This window comes from Azospirillum sp. TSH58 (assembly GCF_003119115.1).
Lineage (GTDB): Bacteria > Pseudomonadota > Alphaproteobacteria > Azospirillales > Azospirillaceae > Azospirillum.
Genome location: NZ_CP022367.1, coordinates 770,001 through 789,585, shown reverse-complemented (window position 1 = coordinate 789,585; position 19,585 = coordinate 770,001). Strand labels below are relative to the sequence as shown.

Annotated in this window: 20 protein-coding genes (1 of these 20 running past the window's edge); 10 read left to right on the top strand and 10 right to left on the bottom strand. The window is 70.5% G+C overall.

What is annotated here, in order from left to right:
* Window positions 1-178: 178 nt before the first annotated feature.
* Window positions 179-1,039 carry a uracil-DNA glycosylase family protein gene (locus tag TSH58p_RS25190; protein ID WP_109072766.1) on the bottom strand — a complete coding sequence of 287 codons (861 nt, stop codon included), beginning with the start codon at window positions 1,037-1,039 and terminating at the stop codon, window positions 179-181.
* 145 nt (window positions 1,040-1,184) lie between these two features.
* Here TSH58p_RS25190 and TSH58p_RS25185 point away from each other — a divergent pair, with 145 nt between their 5' ends.
* The gene (locus tag TSH58p_RS25185; RefSeq protein ID WP_109469615.1) at window positions 1,185-2,834 is read left to right on the top strand and encodes an electron transfer flavoprotein-ubiquinone oxidoreductase; all 1,650 of its coding nucleotides are present in this window, start codon (window positions 1,185-1,187) and stop codon (window positions 2,832-2,834) included.
* A gap of 20 nt (window positions 2,835-2,854) precedes the next feature.
* Here the strand turns inward: TSH58p_RS25185 and TSH58p_RS25180 are convergent, their stop codons facing one another.
* Window positions 2,855-5,086, bottom strand: coding sequence for a helicase-related protein (locus TSH58p_RS25180; protein WP_109071631.1), 2,232 nt, complete (start codon window positions 5,084-5,086; stop codon window positions 2,855-2,857).
* A 113-nt stretch (window positions 5,087-5,199) separates the two neighbouring features.
* Between TSH58p_RS25180 and TSH58p_RS34280 the strand changes: the two genes are divergently transcribed.
* Window positions 5,200-5,649 (top strand): hypothetical protein, encoded by a 450-nt coding sequence (locus tag TSH58p_RS34280; RefSeq protein WP_247874208.1) that lies wholly within the window; start codon window positions 5,200-5,202, stop codon window positions 5,647-5,649.
* Window positions 5,650-5,662: 13 nt separating this feature from the next.
* Here TSH58p_RS34280 and TSH58p_RS34500 read toward each other — a convergent pair whose 3' ends face one another.
* Window positions 5,663-5,791: a hypothetical protein gene (locus TSH58p_RS34500; RefSeq protein ID WP_014197696.1), complete on the bottom strand. Its 129-nt coding sequence runs from the start codon at window positions 5,789-5,791 to the stop codon at window positions 5,663-5,665.
* Window positions 5,792-5,939: 148 nt separating this feature from the next.
* Between TSH58p_RS34500 and TSH58p_RS25170 the strand changes: the two genes are divergently transcribed.
* The gene (locus TSH58p_RS25170; protein ID WP_109071632.1) at window positions 5,940-6,440 is read left to right on the top strand and encodes a hypothetical protein; all 501 of its coding nucleotides are present in this window, start codon (window positions 5,940-5,942) and stop codon (window positions 6,438-6,440) included.
* A gap of 19 nt (window positions 6,441-6,459) precedes the next feature.
* Here the strand turns inward: TSH58p_RS25170 and TSH58p_RS25165 are convergent, their stop codons facing one another.
* From TSH58p_RS25165 to TSH58p_RS25150, 4 genes are all read right to left on the bottom strand, one after another.
* Window positions 6,460-7,224, bottom strand: a complete 765-nt coding sequence (locus tag TSH58p_RS25165; RefSeq protein WP_109071633.1) for a Crp/Fnr family transcriptional regulator — start codon at window positions 7,222-7,224, stop codon at window positions 6,460-6,462.
* A gap of 237 nt (window positions 7,225-7,461) precedes the next feature.
* Entirely contained in the window at window positions 7,462-7,773 is a 312-nt protein-coding gene (locus tag TSH58p_RS25160) for a Gas vesicle protein V (RefSeq protein ID WP_247874209.1), read from the bottom strand.
* Between the two features lie 144 nt (window positions 7,774-7,917).
* Window positions 7,918-8,403, bottom strand: coding sequence for a hypothetical protein (locus TSH58p_RS33680; RefSeq protein ID WP_199230205.1), 486 nt, complete (start codon window positions 8,401-8,403; stop codon window positions 7,918-7,920).
* Between the two features lie 99 nt (window positions 8,404-8,502).
* Entirely contained in the window at window positions 8,503-8,712 is a 210-nt protein-coding gene (locus tag TSH58p_RS25150) for a hypothetical protein (protein ID WP_109071635.1), read from the bottom strand.
* A gap of 195 nt (window positions 8,713-8,907) precedes the next feature.
* Between TSH58p_RS25150 and TSH58p_RS25145 the strand changes: the two genes are divergently transcribed.
* The gene (locus TSH58p_RS25145) at window positions 8,908-9,420 is read left to right on the top strand and encodes an OsmC family protein (protein WP_109071636.1); all 513 of its coding nucleotides are present in this window, start codon (window positions 8,908-8,910) and stop codon (window positions 9,418-9,420) included.
* A 48-nt stretch (window positions 9,421-9,468) separates the two neighbouring features.
* Here the strand turns inward: TSH58p_RS25145 and TSH58p_RS25140 are convergent, their stop codons facing one another.
* Window positions 9,469-10,101 carry an MBL fold metallo-hydrolase gene (locus TSH58p_RS25140; protein ID WP_109071637.1) on the bottom strand — a complete coding sequence of 211 codons (633 nt, stop codon included), beginning with the start codon at window positions 10,099-10,101 and terminating at the stop codon, window positions 9,469-9,471.
* A gap of 169 nt (window positions 10,102-10,270) precedes the next feature.
* Here TSH58p_RS25140 and TSH58p_RS25135 point away from each other — a divergent pair, with 169 nt between their 5' ends.
* Window positions 10,271-10,723, top strand: coding sequence for an Rrf2 family transcriptional regulator (locus TSH58p_RS25135; RefSeq protein WP_014198135.1), 453 nt, complete (start codon window positions 10,271-10,273; stop codon window positions 10,721-10,723).
* Between the two features lie 43 nt (window positions 10,724-10,766).
* On the opposite strand, the gene TSH58p_RS34600 is transcribed toward TSH58p_RS25135, so the two are convergent.
* A complete protein-coding gene (locus TSH58p_RS34600) occupies window positions 10,767-11,915 on the bottom strand; it encodes a hypothetical protein (RefSeq protein WP_109071638.1) in 1,149 nt (382 codons plus the stop codon).
* Window positions 11,916-12,237: 322 nt separating this feature from the next.
* Between TSH58p_RS34600 and TSH58p_RS25125 the strand changes: the two genes are divergently transcribed.
* The 5 genes from TSH58p_RS25125 (at window position 12,238) to TSH58p_RS25100 (ending at window position 18,024) form a co-directional block, all read left to right on the top strand.
* Window positions 12,238-13,290 (top strand): sulfate ABC transporter substrate-binding protein, encoded by a 1,053-nt coding sequence (locus TSH58p_RS25125; protein ID WP_199230203.1) that lies wholly within the window; start codon window positions 12,238-12,240, stop codon window positions 13,288-13,290.
* A 57-nt stretch (window positions 13,291-13,347) separates the two neighbouring features.
* A complete protein-coding gene (gene cysT, locus TSH58p_RS25120) occupies window positions 13,348-14,181 on the top strand; it encodes a sulfate ABC transporter permease subunit CysT (protein ID WP_247874210.1) in 834 nt (277 codons plus the stop codon).
* On the top strand, window positions 14,171-15,031 hold the full coding sequence (cysW, locus tag TSH58p_RS25115) for a sulfate ABC transporter permease subunit CysW (protein ID WP_109071640.1): 861 nt from the start codon (window positions 14,171-14,173) through the stop codon (window positions 15,029-15,031). The genes cysT and cysW overlap by 11 nt, the downstream gene beginning before the upstream one ends.
* Before the next feature lie 13 nt (window positions 15,032-15,044).
* The gene (locus tag TSH58p_RS25110; RefSeq protein ID WP_109071641.1) at window positions 15,045-16,085 is read left to right on the top strand and encodes a sulfate/molybdate ABC transporter ATP-binding protein; all 1,041 of its coding nucleotides are present in this window, start codon (window positions 15,045-15,047) and stop codon (window positions 16,083-16,085) included.
* Between the two features lie 208 nt (window positions 16,086-16,293).
* Window positions 16,294-18,024 (top strand): hypothetical protein, encoded by a 1,731-nt coding sequence (locus TSH58p_RS25100; RefSeq protein ID WP_247874211.1) that lies wholly within the window; start codon window positions 16,294-16,296, stop codon window positions 18,022-18,024.
* 9 nt (window positions 18,025-18,033) lie between these two features.
* On the opposite strand, the gene TSH58p_RS25095 is transcribed toward TSH58p_RS25100, so the two are convergent.
* Window positions 18,034-19,585 carry the 3' portion of a monovalent cation:proton antiporter-2 (CPA2) family protein gene (locus tag TSH58p_RS25095; protein ID WP_109071643.1) on the bottom strand. It continues 149 nt past the right edge of the window, so the window shows 1,552 of its 1,701 coding nt (coding positions 150-1,701); the start codon falls outside the window, past its right edge; it ends in the stop codon at window positions 18,034-18,036.

The window sequence follows — 19,585 nt, the reverse complement described above, 5'->3', positions numbered from 1 at the left end:
GTGTAAGAATAAACGCAATAAGCGGAACATTTTAGGAAATGGGCGACGTTAACCATCGCTATGGCGGGTTTGCGCGAGCGCCGCGCAGGGGGAGGGGGATTTTGCGAAGCGCCGTTTGTCCCCTCCCCTGCGTCAGCGGGGGAGGGTCAGGGTGGGGCAAAACGATTCTTGCGGTGATTCAGCCCGGAAAGCGCTGGCGCAGGGTCAGCAGGTCGCGCCACGCCTCGCGCTTGGCGATTGGGTTGCGCAGCAGATAGGCCGGGTGGAGCATCGGGAGGACCGGCACCGGGCCGGGCAGGCCGGGGGAAGCGTAGTCGAACCAGCGGCCGCGCAGGCGGGTGATGCCCTCGGCCCGGTTGAGCAGCGTCTTGGCCGAGGTGCCGCCCAGCGGCACCAGCACCTTCGGTCCGATCAGCTCGACGTGCCGCTCCAGGAAGGGCAGGCAGGCGGCGATTTCCGCCTGGGTGGGCGACCGGTTGCCGGGCGGGCGCCAGGGCAGGATGTTGCTGATGTAGACCGTGCCGCGGTCGAGTCCCACCTGGGCCAGCATGCGGTCGAGCAGCTTGCCGCTGACCCCGACGAAGGGCTTGCCCTGCCGGTCCTCGTCCTCGCCCGGCGCCTCGCCGATCAGCATGATGTCCGCGGCGGGGTTGCCGTCGGCGAAGACCGTGTTCATCGCCGTCGCCTTCAGCGGGCAACCGTCGAAGGCGCGCAGCGCGGCCTCAAGCTCCTCCAGGCTGCGCGCTTCGGCGGCGCGGGCGCGGGCGCTCGCCCCGGCCTCGCTGGCGCCCAGCGGCAGGTCCGCCGTGACCGGCGCACCGAACATCGACGCGCCGGAGGGACCACCGAACGCCGACCGCGACGCCGGGGCGGGGCGCGCCGCGGCGGGCGGCAGCGCCGACGCGCCGGCCGGCGCACGCGCCACCGCCGGCCGGGCGGCCAGCGTCGCCCAGTCCAAGGGCTCGTCCCCGATCGCTTCGTCGCACCCGATGTCGACGTGCCAGCGCAGGGCGGCGAGGATGTCGGATTGGTCAATCATCGTTTGACCTTACCACGGCTCCTGTGGTCTTACATGGGCTTAGATATCCTTTTTGGCGGGTGCGAAAGGCATACGCCGTTCCGAAAGCCGCCGGACCCTGCGGAAATGGCCCCGGCGCTTCAATCAAGCGGGAGGCATGGGGACCATGGATCGCGATCCGCGCGAGGTGATGGAGTACGACGTCCTTGTCGTCGGAGCCGGCCCGTCGGGCCTGAGCGCGGCCATCCGCCTGAAACAGCTCGCCAACGAGGCCGGGCAGGACCTGTCGGTCTGCGTCGTCGAGAAGGGCTCGGAGGTCGGCGCCCACCTGCTCTCCGGCGCGGTGTTCGAGCCGCACGCGCTCGACGAGCTGATCCCCGACTGGAAGGAAAAGGGCGCGCCGCTCACCACCCCGGCCCGCGAGGACCGCTTCCTCTTCCTCACCGAGACCAAGGCGCTGAAGTCGCCCTTCGCCCCGCCGCAGATGCACAATCACGGCAACTACATCATCAGCCTCGGCAACCTCGCCCGCTGGATGGCCGGGCAGGCCGAGGAGCTGGGCGTGGAGATCTACCCCGGCTTCGCCGCGGCGGAGGTGCTCTACGACGACACGGGTGCTGTCAAGGGTGTCGCCACCGGCGACATGGGCATCGGCAAGGACGGCGAGAAGACCGCCAACTACACGCCGGGCATGGAGCTGCACGCCAGGCAGACCATCTTCGCCGAGGGCTGCCGCGGCTCGCTGACCAAGACCCTGTTCGAACGCTTCGACCTGCGCCGCGACGCCGATCCCCAGACCTACGGCATCGGCATCAAGGAGCTGTGGGAGGTGGCGCCGGAGAAATCCCAGCCCGGCCTGATCGTCCACACCATCGGCTGGCCGATGGACCCCAAGACCTACGGCGGCTCCTGGCTCTACCACATGGAGGGCAACCTCGTGTCGGTCGGCTTCGTGGTCGGGCTCGACTACGAGAATCCGCACCTGTCGCCCTTCGAGGAGTTCCAGCGCTACAAGACCCACCCGGCGATCCGGCCGACCTTCGAGGGCGGGCGGCGCATCGCCTACGGCGCGCGGGCGCTGTCGGAGGGCGGCTTCCAGTCGATCCCCAGGCTGACCTTCCCCGGCGGGCTGATCGTCGGCGACGCGGCGGGCTTCCTCAACGTGCCGAAGATCAAGGGCAACCACACCGCGATGAAGTCGGGCATGCTGGCGGCCGAGGCGGTGTTCGAGCTGCTCTCCGCCGAGGCTCCGGCCCGCGAGGCGACGGCCTATCCGGAGAAGCTGAAGGCCTCCTGGGTGTGGTCGGAGCTGCACGCGGTGCGCAACATCCGCCCCGGCTTCCAGAAGGGTCTGTGGGCGGGTCTGGCCAACGCGGCCTACGAGACGGCGACCAAGGGCAAGTCGCCGTGGACGCTGCACCACCGCCACGGCGACCACGAGACGCTGAAGCGGGCGTCGGAGATGCCGAAGATCGCCTATCCCAAGCCGGACGGGGTGGTGTCGTTCGACCGTCTGTCGTCGGTGTATCTGTCGAACACCAACCACGAGGAGGACCAGCCGGCGCACCTGACGCTGAAGGACGCGTCGGTGCCGATCGCGGTCAATCTGGCGCTCTACGACGCGCCGGAGACGCGCTACTGCCCGGCGGGCGTGTACGAGATCGTGCGGGCGGAGAACGGCAGCGACCCGCGCCTGCAGATCAACGCGCAGAACTGCGTGCACTGCAAGACCTGCGACATCAAGGACCCCACCCAGAACATCAACTGGGTCGTCCCGGAAGGCGGCGGCGGCCCGAACTATCCCGGCGGGATGTAAGGGCCGCCCCGGCCGCCGCTCTACCGTCGCGGGCCGAAGCGCTTGCGCGGGGCGCCGCGGAAACCGGCCTTGGGCGGTGGCTCGCGCCGCTGTCCGGCGGACCGCGCCCCGCGCGTGGCGAGCAGATCGGCCAGACGCCGGCTGATCTCGCCGCGGCGGCTGCGCACCGCCTCCCGCTCCGGGAACAGGGACGGAAACTTGCGCGCCGCCCAGTAATAGAGGTCGCAGGCCCGCGACAGCCCCTCCAGCGCCGCCCCGTCCAGACCGTCCAACCGCGCCGGGACGAATCGCCCGAGCGGGGACGGCTCCCCGGCCTCCACCGCGCCGAGGATGGCGGCGAGGATGCGGGCCTCCGCCTCGTCCTCCAGGTCGGCGGGGATCAGCAGCAGGTCCAGCTTGGCCGGCAGCGCCAGCCGCCGCTCGTCCAGCATCACCGCCAGCCGCCGCATCCCGGACAGATCGCCCACCCGGTAGGGCGACCCCGCCGTGCGGGCGTCGGCGACGCAGTCGAGCAGCAGGACCGTCTCCTCCGTCCCGATGTGATCGGCCAGACGGGACAGCATGGCGCGGGTCGGCCGCACGGTCAGCGGCGCGTCGGCGCGCAGCCGCCCGTCCGCCTTCTCCAGCAGAGTGCGCAGCGCCTGCGGCGTGCCCCGCCCGACCACGCCGAACTCCCCCGACTCGAACTTGCCGAACCGCCCGGCGCGGCCGGCGATCTGCTTCACCTCCGTCGCGCTCAGCGGGCGGACGCTGGTCCCGTCGAACTTCTCCAGCGCGGTGAACAGCACCCGCCGGCAGGGCAGGTTCAGCCCCATGCCGATGGCGTCGGTCGCCACCACCACGTCGGCCTCGCCGGACAGGAAGCGCGCCGCCTCCCGCCGCCGCACCTCCGGGGCCAGCGCGCCGTAGACCGCGGCGACCGACAGTCCCTTGGCGCGCAGCGTGTCGCGCACGGAATGAATCTCGCGCCGGGAAAAGGCGATCAGCGCGTCGCCGGGCTCCACCTCCTCCCAGTTCAGGCGGCGGTCGATCAGGGTCAGCGGGACCTTGCGCTCCAGCTCGATCACCTCCAGCCGCTCGCCGAGATGGGCCGCCACCCGCTCGACCAGCGGGCGGGCCTCCGGGGCGCCCAGGATGTAGACGGTCTCCGCCGGGGCGCCCATCAGCGCCGCCGTCCAGGCCCAGCCGCGGTCGGGGTCGGCGAGCATCTGGATCTCGTCGATCACCGCCACCTCCACCGGGCGGTCGGGGTCCATCACCTCGATGGTCGAGGCGGTGTGCCGGGCGCCGGGCGTCGCGATCGCCTCCTCGCCGGTCAGCAGGGAGGCCGGCGTGCCCTCGGCGTTCAGCCGCTCCATCACCTCCAGAGCCAGCAGGCGCAGCGGCGCCAGATAGATGCCGTCATAGGCGCCCTTCAGCGCCTCGATGGCGTGGTGGGTCTTGCCGGAGTTGGTCGGGCCGACCACCAGGACCAGCCGCCGCCCCAGCCCACGGGCCACCGGGAACAGCTTCTCGAAACGGGCGAGGTCGAAATGCCGGTCGACATAGGCGCGGCCGCGCGCCTCCGCCCGCTCGCGGCGCCAGACGGCGAACTCGCGGTCCCAGCGCTCCAGCAGCTCGTCCACCCCGTGGCGGTTGCGGGCGGCGCGGGACAGCCGGTCGGCCAGCGAGGCGAAGGTCCAGGCATCGTCCGCCCCCTCCGCCTCCCCGGCGTAGCGGTGCAGCCGGGCGGCGGTGCGCGACAGCGCGTCCTCCAGCGCGGCGGCCAGCGCCGGGTCGCCCTCCAGCCGCAGGGCCAGATCGTCGTCCGTCAGGTCGGCCAGCTCCATCGCGTCGAGCACGCGCGACACCTGGAGCCGGACCGGGGCGGGCAGGCCGGGCCAGGGCAGGTCGTCGCTGCGCACCGCCCGGACCCGCGTGCGGTCGTCGGCCGGGTGCAGGCTGGTCGACCAGCCCTCCAGCGCGCGGCGCCCCTGGGCGAGCAGGGCGTTGCGCCGCCGCGCGCGGTCGAGCGTGCCCTGGATCTCCAGCAGCACCGCGTCGCGCCGCTCCGCCGGGACCAGCAGGTCGCGCTTGCCCTTGGGCAGCGGCAGGCCGAGCGGCACCAGCCCCAGCCCCTCGCCATGGGCCACCCGCGCCACGCCCGCGGCGGCGGCGGTCACCACGTCGGGGTGGGCGCTGGCCAGCTCGTGCACCAGATGCGGGTCGGCGGACTCGCCTGCGGTGAATGTGTCGGGAGAGGTCATGTCCATAGGGCGCGGTCTCTGGAAAACTTTTCACAAATTCGCACTGGCGGTCCGCGGCCATCCATGTCATGAGCCACGTCCCGCAGGGGCAGTCCCGGCCCCGAGGCAGGCATCAAGCCATGACCAGACCGCTCCGCGCAAAGATTCTCCGACCCGACCTCGATCCGGCCAACCGCAAGGGCTCCAGCGGGGAGAACCGCTGCCGCTGCTGCGGGCGGCCCGGCGGCGCCGTCGTGCGCTGCCTGCCGGACGGGCGCTGGTACGACGCGACCGACCAGACCTGGCGCGACGGGCGCGGGCGGCGGGCGGCCTGGCCCGACGTGGTGGAGTATGCGGAGACCCGCGATGTGCAGGTCGTCGTCCGTCCGGTCCGCCCCTCCGGCAACCCGGAGGCCCGCCCGAAGAACCTCTGCCGCCGCTGCCACATGCAGGAGGAGGCGTTGCGCAACGCCATCCGCTCCCGCATCCGGGCGCGGATGCGCCGCGCGCTGGGCGACCTGTTCCTCGGCGACTATTCGGCGCCCGGCATCCTGGAGCGCGCGATGGCGCTCTACCGCCGCAAGCCCTGACCCTGACGGTCCGCTACACGGGCTCCTGCGGCTCGCCGGGCATCGGCGGGGCCTCCACCGGCTCGTCCGGCGGGGCGTCGGGCGGCAGTGGCATGGGGATCGGCACGTCGGGTTCCTGCCGGGGCGGCGGGTAGGGGCTCATGTCCGGTCTCCGGTGATGGGGGTGCCCTGTGGAAACACCGCCCCACCGCAATCGCTCCATCGGCCGCGCCGCGGGCGCGACGCATGACCAAAATCAAAGCGGCGCCCCGGATCATCGCGGACAATGCCCGCGAAAGGATCGCCCGCCCATGCCCAGAAGCTTCATCCTCGCGCCGCTCGCCAAGACCCAGGCCGATCAGGCCCTGCCCGTCGTCCAGACCCTGCATCGTGACATGACCCTGGACGAGTGGCGGCAGGTGGCCGCCCTCTTCCTTCAGGATGGCGGCGACGGCGGGGTGATGGCCTGCGAGATGAGCGACGGGCACATCCGCGGCCTGTTCTGCTACCGCGTCAGCGCCGAAGGGGCGATCCGCGTGCTGACCGTGCCGATCTTCATCGCGGTGGGGCTGTTCGACGCGGCGGTGACCTCGGCGGCGCAGGCCGACGGCATCGACCTGATGGCGCGCAAGCTGGGCTGCTCGTCGGTGGTGGTGGACGAGCGCGGCTGCGTCGTCGCGGCGACCGCGCCGAAGCTCGACGCCGCGGGCCTCTTCACCCGGCTGGGCTATCGCCGGGTCGGGCAGGCCTTCGTGAAGGACGTGGCGGCGGGGTTCGGCGGCGACGGCTATCCGGTGGCGGGCCGGGCCTGAAACGGAATGGAGCGGGGGATCAGGCGGCGGCTTCGAGCACCGCCGGATTCTCGATGCGGATGCGGTCGTTGGTCAGGCGGGTGATCGCTCCGGCGCCCTCCAGCTTGCGCAGGACGCGCGACAGCGTTTCGGGGCGCAGGCCGAGATAGGCGCCGATGTCCACCTTCGGCATGGGAAGGAAGACGCTGGGCGTGCCGTCGGCCAGGGGCCGCGACCGCCGCGACAGGGCGAGAAGGAAGCTGGACACCCGCTCCACCGCCGTCTTGCAGCCGAGCAGCAGGATCTGGTCCTGCGCCGCCGACAGCTCGACCGAGGTCATGGCGAGCAGCCGCCCCTGAACCGCCGGGTGCCGCTCCATCAGGCGGCGCAGCGCCGTCCGCGACATCCGGCAGACGGTGGAGGCGGTGACCGTCTCCGCGGTGTAGGCGTAGCCCGTGCCCACGGCCAGCCCGATCACGTCGCCCGCGGTGGCGAATCCGGTGATCTGCTGCCGGCCGTCCGGCAGGGTCTTGTAGAGCTTCAGCATGCCCGACATGACGGTGAAGACGGCCACGGCCTCCTCCCCCTCCATGACCACCGGGGTCGCCGACAGAAGGTCCAGCGGCCGGGACGTCGTCGACAGGTCCGGCAGGTCCCCCGCGGTCAGGGCGCCGCACAGCCCCTTGCTCCGCGCCGAACAGCCGGCGCAGCGGCCGGTCACCGTCTCCGCCGCCCGCGTCGGCGGGGCGGGCATCGGCGGCGGGGCGACGGCGTCGGCGGCAATGGTGGCGACGGAGAAGGTCATGACATGCACCCCTGGTCTGTCTCGCTTCGGCGCCAGGAAGGGCGCGCTCGATTCGGACGTCCGGTCCAGACCAAAGCATCAGACTAAGGTCTTGGAACCGATCCAAAGGTATGAGTTATGACCAGGACCCGCCCTGATCTGGATCAACCGGACCCTGGTTCGACCCGGCCGCGGGCAACCAGACAGAGCAACGGCCCGGAGGATGGTCCGGGCCGTGGGGGTGATGTCGTTTGCGCCTCAGAAGGTCCGTCCGGGCCGCCCGCGCGGCGGGAAGCGGCTGGAGGTGGCGCGCATGGTGCCGTCCGCCATCGGCATGGCGCCGGACTCCGCGTCCTCCTCGCCGCCACGGGGGCGGCGGGACTCGCGGTCCGTGACCCGTGCCGCCTCGGCGTGGGTGACCGAGGCTTCCAGCTCCCGGATGCGCGCCTGCAGGCTGCCGACGACCGCGGCGCCCGCCTGCCGGGACTTGAACTGGTCGAGATCCTGCTTCAGGCGGAGCAGCTGGCTTTTCTGCTCCTGGAGGCTCGGCCCGTCCCGGCGCTTCGTCACGCGATAAACTTTTTCGTCGAATCGGTTCACTGCGTTTCTCCTGTCTGCTCTTAAGCAGATTGGGTCGGCGCGCCGCTGCACCATCGTTCGAATGGGATAGGCCCTGCATTTCCACCACTGGTGGCAGCGGCGGCCTTCCGCTGGTCAGGGCATCCGTTCGTTGACGCTCCGCTCGGCGGCGACCGCGGCGGCCAGCGCGTCGCGGTAGCGGCGCAACCGCGCGTAGGCCGGCCAGGCCATGCCGACCAGCGGGTCGCACCAGTGGACCAGCACCATCAGCCCCATTCCGGCGAATCCGCCGATCAGGGTGCCGTAGAGCAGGCCGGGCAGGGCGCCCAGAATCCAGGGATCGGACAGCCGCCCGGCGTCGTAGGCCTGCAGGCCCGCCATGCCGACCGTTGCCGCCAGGGCGAGCAGGGCTCCGACGCGGCCCGGCGCGTACCAGATCCGCAAATCCTCCCGGGTCAGCCCATAATCCTCGGGCACCGGGCGCGCCGTGGCCTCCGCGGCGCCGTCCGGGCGCGCGTCGCCATGCCGGGGCGGGCCGGACGCCTCGACCGGAGGTCCGCCCCCTTCGATCACCCGCCAGCGCCGCCGCAGGTCGCCGCCATCGTCTTCAAGCCGTTCCATCGCGCGATATTGCGCGGGCGGAGGGGTTTGGGCAACGGCGCTCTCGCCGGTTGCCCAAGTCTGGCCAAGTCTGGCCCAAGTCCGGTCACGTCCGGCCGCTCAGCCGGTGCGCCTCTCCGCCGCGCCGCCGCCGCCGGCCGGCCGGAGACCGCCATCGGACAGCATGGCTTCGCAGTCCGCCTCCTGGGCGTATTTCACGATGCTGCCGTCGGCCAGCCGCAGATCGTAGGACGGATGCCCTCCCAAGGTCCGGGCGATCACCATGGCGTCCTGCCCATGATGCCGGACCTTCGTGCCCAGTCGCAGCATGGTTCCAACCCCCGCATCCCGTGTTTCGTTAACGAAACCTTACGCCCAAGCGCCGCCGCTGGACGAGCAACAAAAAGGGGCATGGGGATGGGGCGGCGGGTCTTGCTTTGGGCATTGCCGGGATGGTGTTTGCGGTCCATCATCCGCGGGTCGCACAAATCAAGAAGCCGAACCGTACAGAGGAAACGCACGGGTATGGATGCACAGGATCTGCGCGCGCTCCAGGCGCCGCTGAAGGACAAGTACAAGGAGGCCCCGGACTCGGCGGTGGTCACGCTGAAGGCCCGCGGGGCGCTGGACGATTCCGGCATCGCCTGCAAGGTCGAGACGGGCCGCGCGCTGGTCGAGGCCGGCCTGCATCCGGCGACCGGCGGGCCGGGCACACAGGCCTGCTCCGGCGACATGCTGCTGGAGGCCCTGGTGGCCTGCGCGGGGGTGACGCTGAAGGCGGTCGCCACGGCGCTGGAATTCAAGCTGCGCGGCGGCACCGTGTCGGCGGAGGGCGACCTGGATTTCCGCGGCACTCTGGGCGTGGCGAAGGACGCGCCGGTCGGCTTCCGCGCCATCCGCCTGCGCTTCGACCTGGACACCGACGAGCCGGCGGAGCGCATCGCCACCCTGACCAAGCTGACCGAGCGCTACTGCGTCGTCTACCAGACGCTGGCCAACCCGCCGCCGATGGCGCTGTCGATCGAGACGGGGGCCTGATGGAAGAAGGGCCGGTCCGATGGTGTCGGATCGGCCATTCCCCAGCCGTCAGTCGTTGAGGAAGGGGTTGTAGAGGCGCTCCTCCCCGATGGTCGAGGTCGGGCCGTGGCCGGGGATGAAGGTCACGTCGTCGCCCAGCGGGAACAGCTTGCTGCGGATCGATTCGATCAGGTCGCCGTGGTTGCCCTTGGGGAAGTCGGTGCGGCCGATGGAGCCCTGGAACAGCACGTCGCCGACGATGGCGATCCGGCTGGGCTTGTGCACGAAGACGACATGGCCCGGCGTGTGGCCCGGGCAGTGGTGGACGTCCAGCGTCAGGTTGCCGACCGTCACCGTGTCGCCTTCCTCCAGCCAGCGGTCCGGCGTGAAGGAACGGACCGGCGGGAAGCCGAACATCTGGCTCTGCATCGGCATGCCGTCGATCCAGAACTGGTCCTCGCGGTGCGGCCCTTCGATGGGCAGCTTCAACTCGTCGGCGAGGTCGGCGACGGCGCCGGCATGGTCGATGTGGCCATGGGTGACCAGGATCTTCTCAAGCGTCACGCCCTTCGACTGGGCGGCGCGCAGGATGCGCGGAAGATCGCCGCCGGGGTCGACGGCGGCGCCCCTCATCGTCTCCGGACACCAGAGCACCGTGCAGTTCTGCTGGAACGGAGTGACGGGAACGATGATGGTCTGCATGCCGCGTCCTTCGCCGGTCAGTGATCAATGGTCAGGGATCAATTCGTGTCCGACCTTACGCGCCACCGTTTTCCAGGGCAAGAACCGGTACCAATTCCTGGGCAACACGGCTATATGGAGTGCACTTTATCTTTATCCCATTCCGCCGCGGGGGGCGGTGCCGGACCGAATGCTGTCGCAAAAAGCCAAATACGCCCTGCGTGCGCTGATCATGCTGGCCGAGCGGACGGATGACGAACTCGTCCTGATCGCCGAAATCGCCGAGCGGGAGAACATCCCGCGCAAGTTCCTGGAAGCCATTCTGGTGGAACTGCGCAAGCATGGCCTGCTGTTCGCCAAGCGCGGCAAGAGCGGCGGCTACCGGCTGGCACGTCCGGCGGAGGAGATTTCCTTCGGCGAGGTGATCCGGCTGATCGACGGGCATCTGGCGCCGATTCCCTGCGCCAGCAAGAATTCCTTCCGTCCCTGCGAGGACTGCATCGACCCGCCGACCTGTTCGGTGCGCTGGCTGATGGTCCAGGTGCGCGACGCCACCGCGCAGGTGCTCGACAACCAGACCCTGTCCGACGCCCTGCGCCACCGTCAGGCGACCGGCGGCCTGCCCGTCAACTTCGACATCTGATGGGCGACATCTGATGGGCGACATCTGATCCGTTCCAGCCGCATCAGGGCACAAGGTCCACGGCGATAAACACGCGGTCCAGCGCGCGGTTCGTCGCCTCGCGCAGGATCCCTGCTTCCAGAAGCTCGTCCACCAGCAGCTGGGCGCCGCGGAAGGTGCTGCCCAGCCGCTTCTGCGCCCGCCGTACGGTCAGCGCCGGCTCCTCGAAGAGGAGGTCCAGCAGGTCCGGGAGGCGGGAGTTGCGGCGCTTGGCCCCCACCCGCTGTTGCCAGCCCTCCGCCGTGCGGTCCAGGGACAGGGCCCGCTCCCGCTCCCGCCGCGCCGTCTCCGCCACCGTGTCGGCCAGCCACAGCCGCCACCCCTCCTCCCGCCCGCGGGCGGCGAGGCCGGCGGTCGTGCGGTCGGCGTGCAGGGACACCGACATCGGCAGCCAGACGGTCGGCACCCGGCAGCAGCGCGCCACCGCCAGCGCCCCCATCAGCCGGGCCGAGGGCACCGCCCAGCCGGGAATCCGCAGGTCGGGCGCCGGGCGCAGCAGTTCGGCCAGCATGCCCACGCCGCCGAGCAGGGCCGGCGAATCCCCGGCGTGGTCCAGCCGCTTGAGCAGGGTCGCGGCCTCCGCCTCGCGCTCGGCCGAGAAGGCCAGCCGTCCGGGATCGCGGCCCGACACCTCCGCCTGAAGGCAGCGCCACAGCGCTTCCGACCACCCCAAGGTCCAGGCCGGGGGCGCGTCGTCCGCGATGGGGGCGGCGTCGCCGTCCTCCTCGTCCGACGGGAAGGGGAAGCGGCTGTCCGCCCCGGCTTCCAACTCCGCCACCGCGCGCCAGGCGTCGGCGGCGGCCCCGCCGGACGGCAGCGCTGCGCGGGTGTTTTCCGCGCGGCGGGCGGGGGCGGCGATGACGCCCTGCGTGAACAGGGCGCCCTGCCACAGCGCGCGGACCGATTGCGCCGCCCCACGCCCGGCGGTGGGCACGAGGTCGGTGCCGATGGTCGCCACCAGGAAGTCCGCGGAATCCACCGCCACCCCGTCGAGCCGCGCCGCCGCGCAGGACTCCCGACGCGCCGCGTCGGCCCACAGCCGCCGGCGGCGCGTCGGGTCCTGCGCCACCTCCGCCAGCCGGCCGAGCGCGCGTTCGGCCTCCAGTAGGGCGGTCAGGAGGGCGGAGGAGGGGGGCTGGACTGTTTCGGACATGGCGGTTCGGGACAGGAGGCGGAGAGGGCGCGCATGATAGCGATCCGGCGCATCGCATCCAGCCCGATCCGCGGGACGGCGATTTCACAGTGCTTTGTGGAATGTACGCGGCGTCTCGCGGGAAATGACAAAAAACAGCCTTGCGGCCTTCCCGGAATCATGCAAACTCTAGGAGGCAAATGGATATTGCATATACATTATAAAGAATGTGAATACGGCCCAGTCGATCCGGTGCAATGGCCGGTTTTGTGAACAGCGGTGCGGTGCTTGGCCCGGAGGGCCGGCATCCGTCCCCCAATGAACCATACCGAGGGAGTGTGCCATGTCGTTTCGTGATCGGCTCTCCGCGCTCCGCGCGAACCGGTTTCCCGTTGGCCGGCTGTCCGCGTTGGCCGCGGGTGTCGCCCTCGCCATGCTGACCATCGCGCCGGCCAAGGCGCAGACCACTCTGCTGAACGTCTCCTACGACCCCACGCGTGAGTTTTATGTGGAGTTCAACAAGGCGTTCGCCAAGAAGTGGCAGGAGGAAAACGGCCAGACGGTGTCCGTCAAGCAGTCGCACGGCGGGTCGGGCAAGCAGGCGCGTTCGGTCATCGACGGGCTGGACGCCGACGTGGTGACGCTGGCGCTGGCCTACGACATCGACGCCATCGCCGACTCCGGCGCCCTGCCGAAGACCTGGCAGACGCGCCTGCCGAACAACAGCTCCCCCTACACCTCGACCATCGTCTTCCTGGTCCGCAAGGGCAACCCGAAGCAGATCAAGGATTGGGACGACCTTCTGAAGCCGGGCGTTCAGGTCATCACCCCGAATCCGAAGACCTCGGGCGGGGCGCGCTGGAACTATCTCGCCGCCTGGGCCTATTCGCTGGAGAAGAACGGCAACGACGAGGCCAAGGCCAAGCAGTTCGTCGCCGACCTGTTCAAGAACGTGCCGGTGCTGGACAGCGGCGCCCGCGGTTCCACCGTCACCTTCACGCAGCGGCAGCTCGGCGACGTGCTGCTGGCCTGGGAGAACGAGGCCTTCCTGTCGCTCCAGGAGTTCGGCGCCGACAAGTTCGACATCGTCGTGCCGTCGCTGTCGATCCTGGCGGAGCCGCCGGTCACGGTCGTCGATTCGGTGGTGGACCGCAAGGGCACCCGGAAGGCGGCGGAAGCCTACCTGAACTTCCTCTATACCCCCGAGGCGCAGGAGATCGCGGCGAAGAACTTCTACCGCCCGCGCCTGCCGGAGGTCGCTGCACGGTATGCGGATCGCTTCCCGAATGTTAAGCTCGTGACCATCGACGGTTCCTTCGGGGGCTGGCGCACGGCGCAGGAGAAGCACTTCGCGGATGGCGGCGTCTTCGACCAGATCTATCAGAAGGGCCGCTGACCCGTGGTCGCGGCAACCACGAGCGACGCCGTGCTCCCCAATGCGGGGGGCACGGTGTTGAGCGTTCTTCGGAAACCCAGCGTCCTGCCCGGCTTCGGGCTGACCCTGGGATTCACGCTGACCTATCTGTCCCTGATCGTCCTGCTGCCGCTGGCCGCGCTGGCGCTGAAGGCGGCGGGGCTGGGCTGGTCCGGCTTCTGGGACGCGGTGCTGACGCCGCGCGTCCTGGCCGCCTTCAAGGTCAGTTTCGGGCTGTCGCTGGCCGCCGCCGCGATCAACGCCGTCTTCGGCTTCATCGTCGCCTGGGTGCTGGTGCGCTACCGCTTTCCCGGCGACCGGATCGTCGATGCGCTGGTGGACCTGCCCTTCGCCCTGCCCACCGCGGTGGCCGGCATCGCGCTCAGCGCGCTCTACGCGCCCAACGGCTGGATCGGCTCCCTGCTGATGGAGTGGTTCGGGCTGAGGGTGGCCTTCACGCCGCTGGGCATCGCCATCGCCCTGACCTTCATCGGCCTGCCCTTCGTGGTCCGCACCGTGCAGCCGATCCTCCAGGACCTGCCGCCGGAGGAGGAGGAGGCCGCCGCCGCGCTGGGCGCCACCCGCTGGCAGGCCTTCCGGCGGGTGGTGTTCCCGGCGCTGCTGCCGGCGCTGCTGACCGGCTTCGCGCTGGCCTTCGCCCGCGGGGTGGGGGAGTATGGATCGGTGATCTTCATCGCCGGTAACATCCCCGGCCTGTCGGAGATCCTTCCGCTGCTGATCGTCATCAAGCTGGAGCAGTACGACTATGCCGGCGCCGCCGCGGTCGGCGTGCTGATGCTGATGGCGTCCTTCGTGCTTCTGCTGGCCCTGAACCTGCTGCAAGCCTGGATGAGGTCGCGCCATGCTCGTTAAGAAAGCCGTCGGCTTCACGCCGGCGCTGGCCGACAGCCGGTGGGTGAAGGGGCTTCTGATCGCCACGGCGCTGGCCTTCCTGCTGCTGTTCCTGGTCCTGCCGCTGGTCGCGGTCTTCGTGGAGGCGCTGCGCCGCGGCACGGACGCCTACTGGGCGGCCCTGATGGAGCCGGACGCGGTGGCGGCGATCAAGCTGACGCTGATCGTCGCGGCCATCGCCGTGCCGATGAACCTCCTCTTCGGCGTGGCGGCGTCCTGGTGCATCGCCAAGTTCGACTTCCGCGGCAAGGACGTGCTGATCACGCTGATCGACCTGCCTTTCTCGGTGTCGCCGGTGATCTCCGGCCTGATCTACGTGCTGCTGTTCGGGCTGCACGGGCTGATGGGGCCGTTCCTGAAATCGCAGGGCATCCAGATCATCTTCGCGGTGCCGGGGCTGGTGCTCGCCACCGTCTTCGTCACCTTCCCCTTCGTCGCCCGCGAGCTGATCCCGCTGATGCAGGAGCAGGGCAACGAGGAGGAGGAGGCGGCGCTGGTGCTGGGCGCGTCCGGCTGGCAGACCTTCTGGCGCGTCACCCTTCCGAACATCAAATGGGGCCTGCTGTACGGCGTCCTGCTGTGCAACGCCCGCGCGATGGGCGAGTTCGGCGCGGTGTCGGTGGTGTCCGGCCACATCCGGGGCGAGACCAACACGATGCCCCTGCATGTCGAGATCCTCTACAACGAATACAACTTGGTCGCTGCCTTCGCGGTGGCCTCGGTGCTGGCCATGCTCGCCCTCGTCACGCTGGTCGTGAAGTCGGTGCTGGAATGGCGCTTCGGGGCTGAGCTGGCGGCCACCCGGCATTGAGGCGACGCACGTCATGGCGATCCAGGTTTCCGGCATCACCAAGCAATTCGGCAGTTTCCGCGCGCTCGATTCGGTGGACCTCGAAGTCCGCTCGGGCGAGCTTCTGGCCCTGCTCGGTCCCTCGGGGTCGGGCAAGACGACCCTGCTGCGCATCATGGCGGGGCTGGAGTTCGCCGATTCCGGCAGCCTCCTGCTCAACGGGGAGGAGGCTTTGAGCCTCACCCCGCGGGAGCGGCAGGTCGGCTTCGTCTTCCAGCATTACGCGCTGTTCCGCCACATGACCGTCTTCGAGAACGTGGCCTTCGGGATGAAGGTGCGGCCGCGCGGCCAGCGCCCGACCTCCACCGAGATCAAGCGGCGGGTCATGGAGCTGCTGGACCTGGTCCAGCTCGCCCATTTCGCCGACCGCTATCCGGCGCAGCTCTCCGGCGGGCAGCGGCAGCGCGTGGCGCTGGCCCGCGCGCTCGCCATCGAGCCGAAGGTGCTGCTGCTCGACGAACCGTTCGGCGCGCTCGACGCCAAGGTGCGCAAGGAGCTGCGGCGCTGGCTGCGCAAGCTGCACGAGGACATCCACATCACCTCCGTCTTCGTCACCCATGACCAGGAGGAGGCGCTGGAACTGGCCGACCGCGTGGTGGTGATGAGCCAGGGCCGGATCGAGCAGGTGGGCAGCCCGGCGGACGTCTACGACCGTCCGGCCTCCGCCTTCGTCTACGAGTTCCTGGGGCAAGTGAACCGCTTCGACTGCATTGTGGCGGATGGGGTGGCGCGGACGGCCAACGGGGCGCTGTCCATCCCCGCCGATGGCACGGTCCGCGGCCCGGCCATCGCCTATGTGCGCCCGCACGACCTCGGCCTCAGCCCCAGCGCCGGCGGGCCGGGCCGGGTGTCGGGCATCCATGTGGTGGGGCCGGACGCGCGGATCGAGATCGACCTCGCCGGCCTGCCGCTGGAGGCCGAGATGGACCGCGAACGGCTGACCGCCCTGGGCCTGCGCCTTGGTGACCAGTGCACCGTCCACATCGACCGCGCCCGGGTCTTCCCGCAGCCGTGACGCTACGCCGGCGGTGCCCGGCCTACCCGCGAAAAGGGGCGGGCAGGGCGCCCGGCCTCATGCCAATGGAGCCGCGGCGGGCCATGGAGCCTGCCCCGTCCGGGCCATGGACTAAGTCCAACGCCGATCCGTAACGCCATTGCCTTCTGGCGATGCGGACGGCGGATGTGTTGAGCCTTCCGCATTGCACCAAATGCAGGAGGCGCCGGTGGACCATTCAGGACTGTCGCGGGCATCCGGCCCCGGCCCCGCCGCCTTGCGGACGGACGCCGGGGCCGGAGCCTGGTCGCCGCCGCTGCTGCTCGTGCTGCCGGTGATCCTGGCGCTGCTTCTGCTGCCGCTCATCCTCGTGGAAATGCCGCCGCTGCTCGACTACCCGAACCATCTGGCGCGGGTGGACGTTCTGCTGCATTTCCGGACCGATCCCTTTCTGGCCGACCATTACACCGCCTCCCTGACGCCGGTCCCGAACCTGCTGATGGAGGCGGTCATGCTGCCGCTGGCCAGCGTGCTGCCGCTGTACGTCGCCGGGCGGGTCTACATGGCGCTGGCCGGGCTGCTGACCCTGTTCGGGGCGATGCTGCTGAACCGCACGCTGTTCGGGCGGTGGAGCCTGTGGCCGCTGTGCGGCGCGCTGTTCATCTACAACGCCACGCTGATCGGCGGCTTCATGAGCTTCTCGCTCGGCCTCGGCTTCCTGCTGGTCGGGCTGTCGCTGTGGATCGCGCTGGCGGGGCGGCGCTGGCAGGTGCCGGTGGGGATGGGCTGCGCCCTGTTCCTCTACTTCGCCCACGCCATCGTGCTCGGCTCCTTCCTGCTCTGCCTGTTCGCGGTGGAGGCGGTGAAGTATGTGGGGCGGGGGCGCAAGCCGCTGACGCTTGCCAATCTCGGGCGCGACGCCCTGCGCTTCGCCGCGCTGCTGGTCCTTCCCGCGGCGCTGTTCGCCGGCACGGTGGGGACGCATCTCCTGCAGTCCGACGCGGCGGCGGTGGGCGCCCGCGACAGCACGCCGGTCCTGCTGCTGAAGGAGTTCTACTGGCGGCTGAAGAAGCTGACCGAGCTGAAGCAGTGGCGCTACCGGCTGCACGACATGCTGGCCCCGGTCCTGAACTACAACACGCTGCTGGACGTGGCGACCCTGCTGCTGATCCTCGGCGGCATGGTGGCGGCGCGTCTGGCCGGCTGGCTGCGCGCTGCGCCGGCGATGCTGCTGGCGGCGGGGCTGTTCGCGCTGGCCTTCTTCGTCGTGCCGGACCCCTTCTTCGGCACCTATTTCGTGTCGATCCGCTTCTGGATCCTTGCGGCCTTCCTGCTGGTGGCCGGCACCGACATCCGCTTTCCCAGCGCCCGCGCCGCGGCGGTCTTCGCCGCCGGGCTGCTCGCCCTGCTGACGGTGCGGACCGGCGTGCTGACGCTCAACTGGCTGGCCTATGAGGACGATGTGGCCGACCTGCGCCGCGCCATGGAGCGGATCGAGCCGGGACGCTCCGTCCTGATCGCCTGGGCGGGGCGGGAGGCCGGCTGCTGCAACACGCGGGAGTTCCTGCTCACCCAGCCGCCCTGGCGGCACGCGCTGGTCGCCTTGCCCAGCCTGATCCATCTGCCGTCGCTGATCACCGTGGAGCGGCGTGCGTTCGTCCCGACCCTGTTCAGCCATCCGGGCAAGCAGCCGCTGACCGTGACCCAGCCCGACCGCGACCGTTGCATGGCGATCTACGAGGGGGTTCCGGTGGACGTGCGCCTGCTCTCCCGCCCCGAAGAGGCGACGCTGCGCGACCATGTCGAGCCCTGCCCGCACTACGTCGGCTGGCGGGACAAGTACGATTACGTGCTGGTGATGTTCTCCAACGTCTTCCACGCGGCGGGGCTGAAACCGCCGCCGGGCGCGGCGGAGGTCTACCGCGGCGCCGTCTTCGACCTGTGGCGGGTCGAGCGCTGACGGGGTCGGTCAGTCGTTCTGGCCGGCCGGCTCGCTGAGCGCGTCGTAGCCGCGGTCGCGGACGCTCTTCAGGCTCTGGTCGATGGTCTCGGCGTCGACACCGGCGTTGCGCAGCACGAGGCTGGCCAGTTGCAGGCTGGCCTCCAGCGTCTCGGGCACCACGGCGCTGGCTCCGGCCTTCTTCAGCCGCGCGCCGCGGTCAAGATCGTGGGCGCGGGCGGCGATGGCCAGGCGCGGGGCGGCGCGGCGGATGGCCTCCACGGCGCGCTCCGCCATGTCCGGGCGGTTGACGGTGATGACGGCGGCCCGCGCCCGCTCGATTCCGGCGGCGCGGAGAACGCCGATCTGGCTGGAATCGCCGTAATAGACCGGCAGCCCCTCGGCCCGCGCCGCCGCCACCCGCTGCGGGTCGAGGTCGAGCGCGACGTAAGGGATGTCGTGGGTGCGCAGCAGCCGCGCGACGGCGCGCCCGACCCGGCCGTAGCCGGCGATCAGCACATGGCCGGTGATGTCGCTGGTCTCCACGCCGAAGGCCTCGGCGCCGTAGCGGGCCTCGACCCTCTGGGCCAGCCGCTGGGCGATGGCGCCGACCAGCGGCGTGACCGCCATGCTGAGCGCCACGCAGGAGGACAGCAGCAGCCCGGTCTCGCCCTCCAGCACCGTCAGCCGCGTCGCCTTGCCGATCAGCACGAAGGCGAACTCGCCGCCCTGCGACAGCAGCAGCCCGATGCGCAGCGAGGTCGCCAGACCGAGTCCCGACAGGCGGCAGAGCAGGAACAGCAGGATGCTCTTCCCGACCAGGAGCGCCGCGGTCACCATCAGGATGTCGTCGGCGCGCCGGAGCATGGCGGGCAGGTCCAGCGTCATGCCCACCGTCATGAAGAACAGGCCGAGCAGCAGGCCGCGGAACGGCTCGATGTCGGCCTCCACCTGATGGCGGTAGGCGGTGTCGGCCATCAGCATGCCGGCCAGGAAGGCGCCCAGCGCCATCGACATGCCGGCCTCCGCCGTCAGCCAGGCGACCGCCAGGACGACCAGCAGGTTGGTCGCCGTGAACACTTCCGGACTCTTGGCCGAGGCCACGAAGTGATAGACCGGCCGCACCACGAAACGGCCCAGCAGCATGATGGCGCCGATCGCCGCGACGGCCTTGACCCCGGCCAGGGCGAGCGCCCAGGGGATGCTGGTGTCGCCGCCGGCCAGCAGCGGCAGCAGGGTCAGCAGCGGCACGACGGCGAGATCCTGGAAGATCAGCACGGCGACCGACACGCGCCCGAACCGCGCCACCGTCTCCCCGCGCTCGACCAGCAGCTTCAGCACCGTGGCGGTGGAGGAGAAGGCCAGCATGCCGCCGATCACCAGCGCCGCCGCCATGCCCTCGCCCAGCGCGTAGGCGACGGCGGCGATGGCGGCGCTGGTCAGGACGACCTGCATCAGCCCCAGGCCGAAGATGTAGCGCCGCATCGCCCGCAGGCGCGACAGCGGCAGTTCCAGCCCGATGGCGAAGAGGAGGAAGACCACCCCGAATTCGGACAGGACCTGGGGAAGCTCCATGTCCACC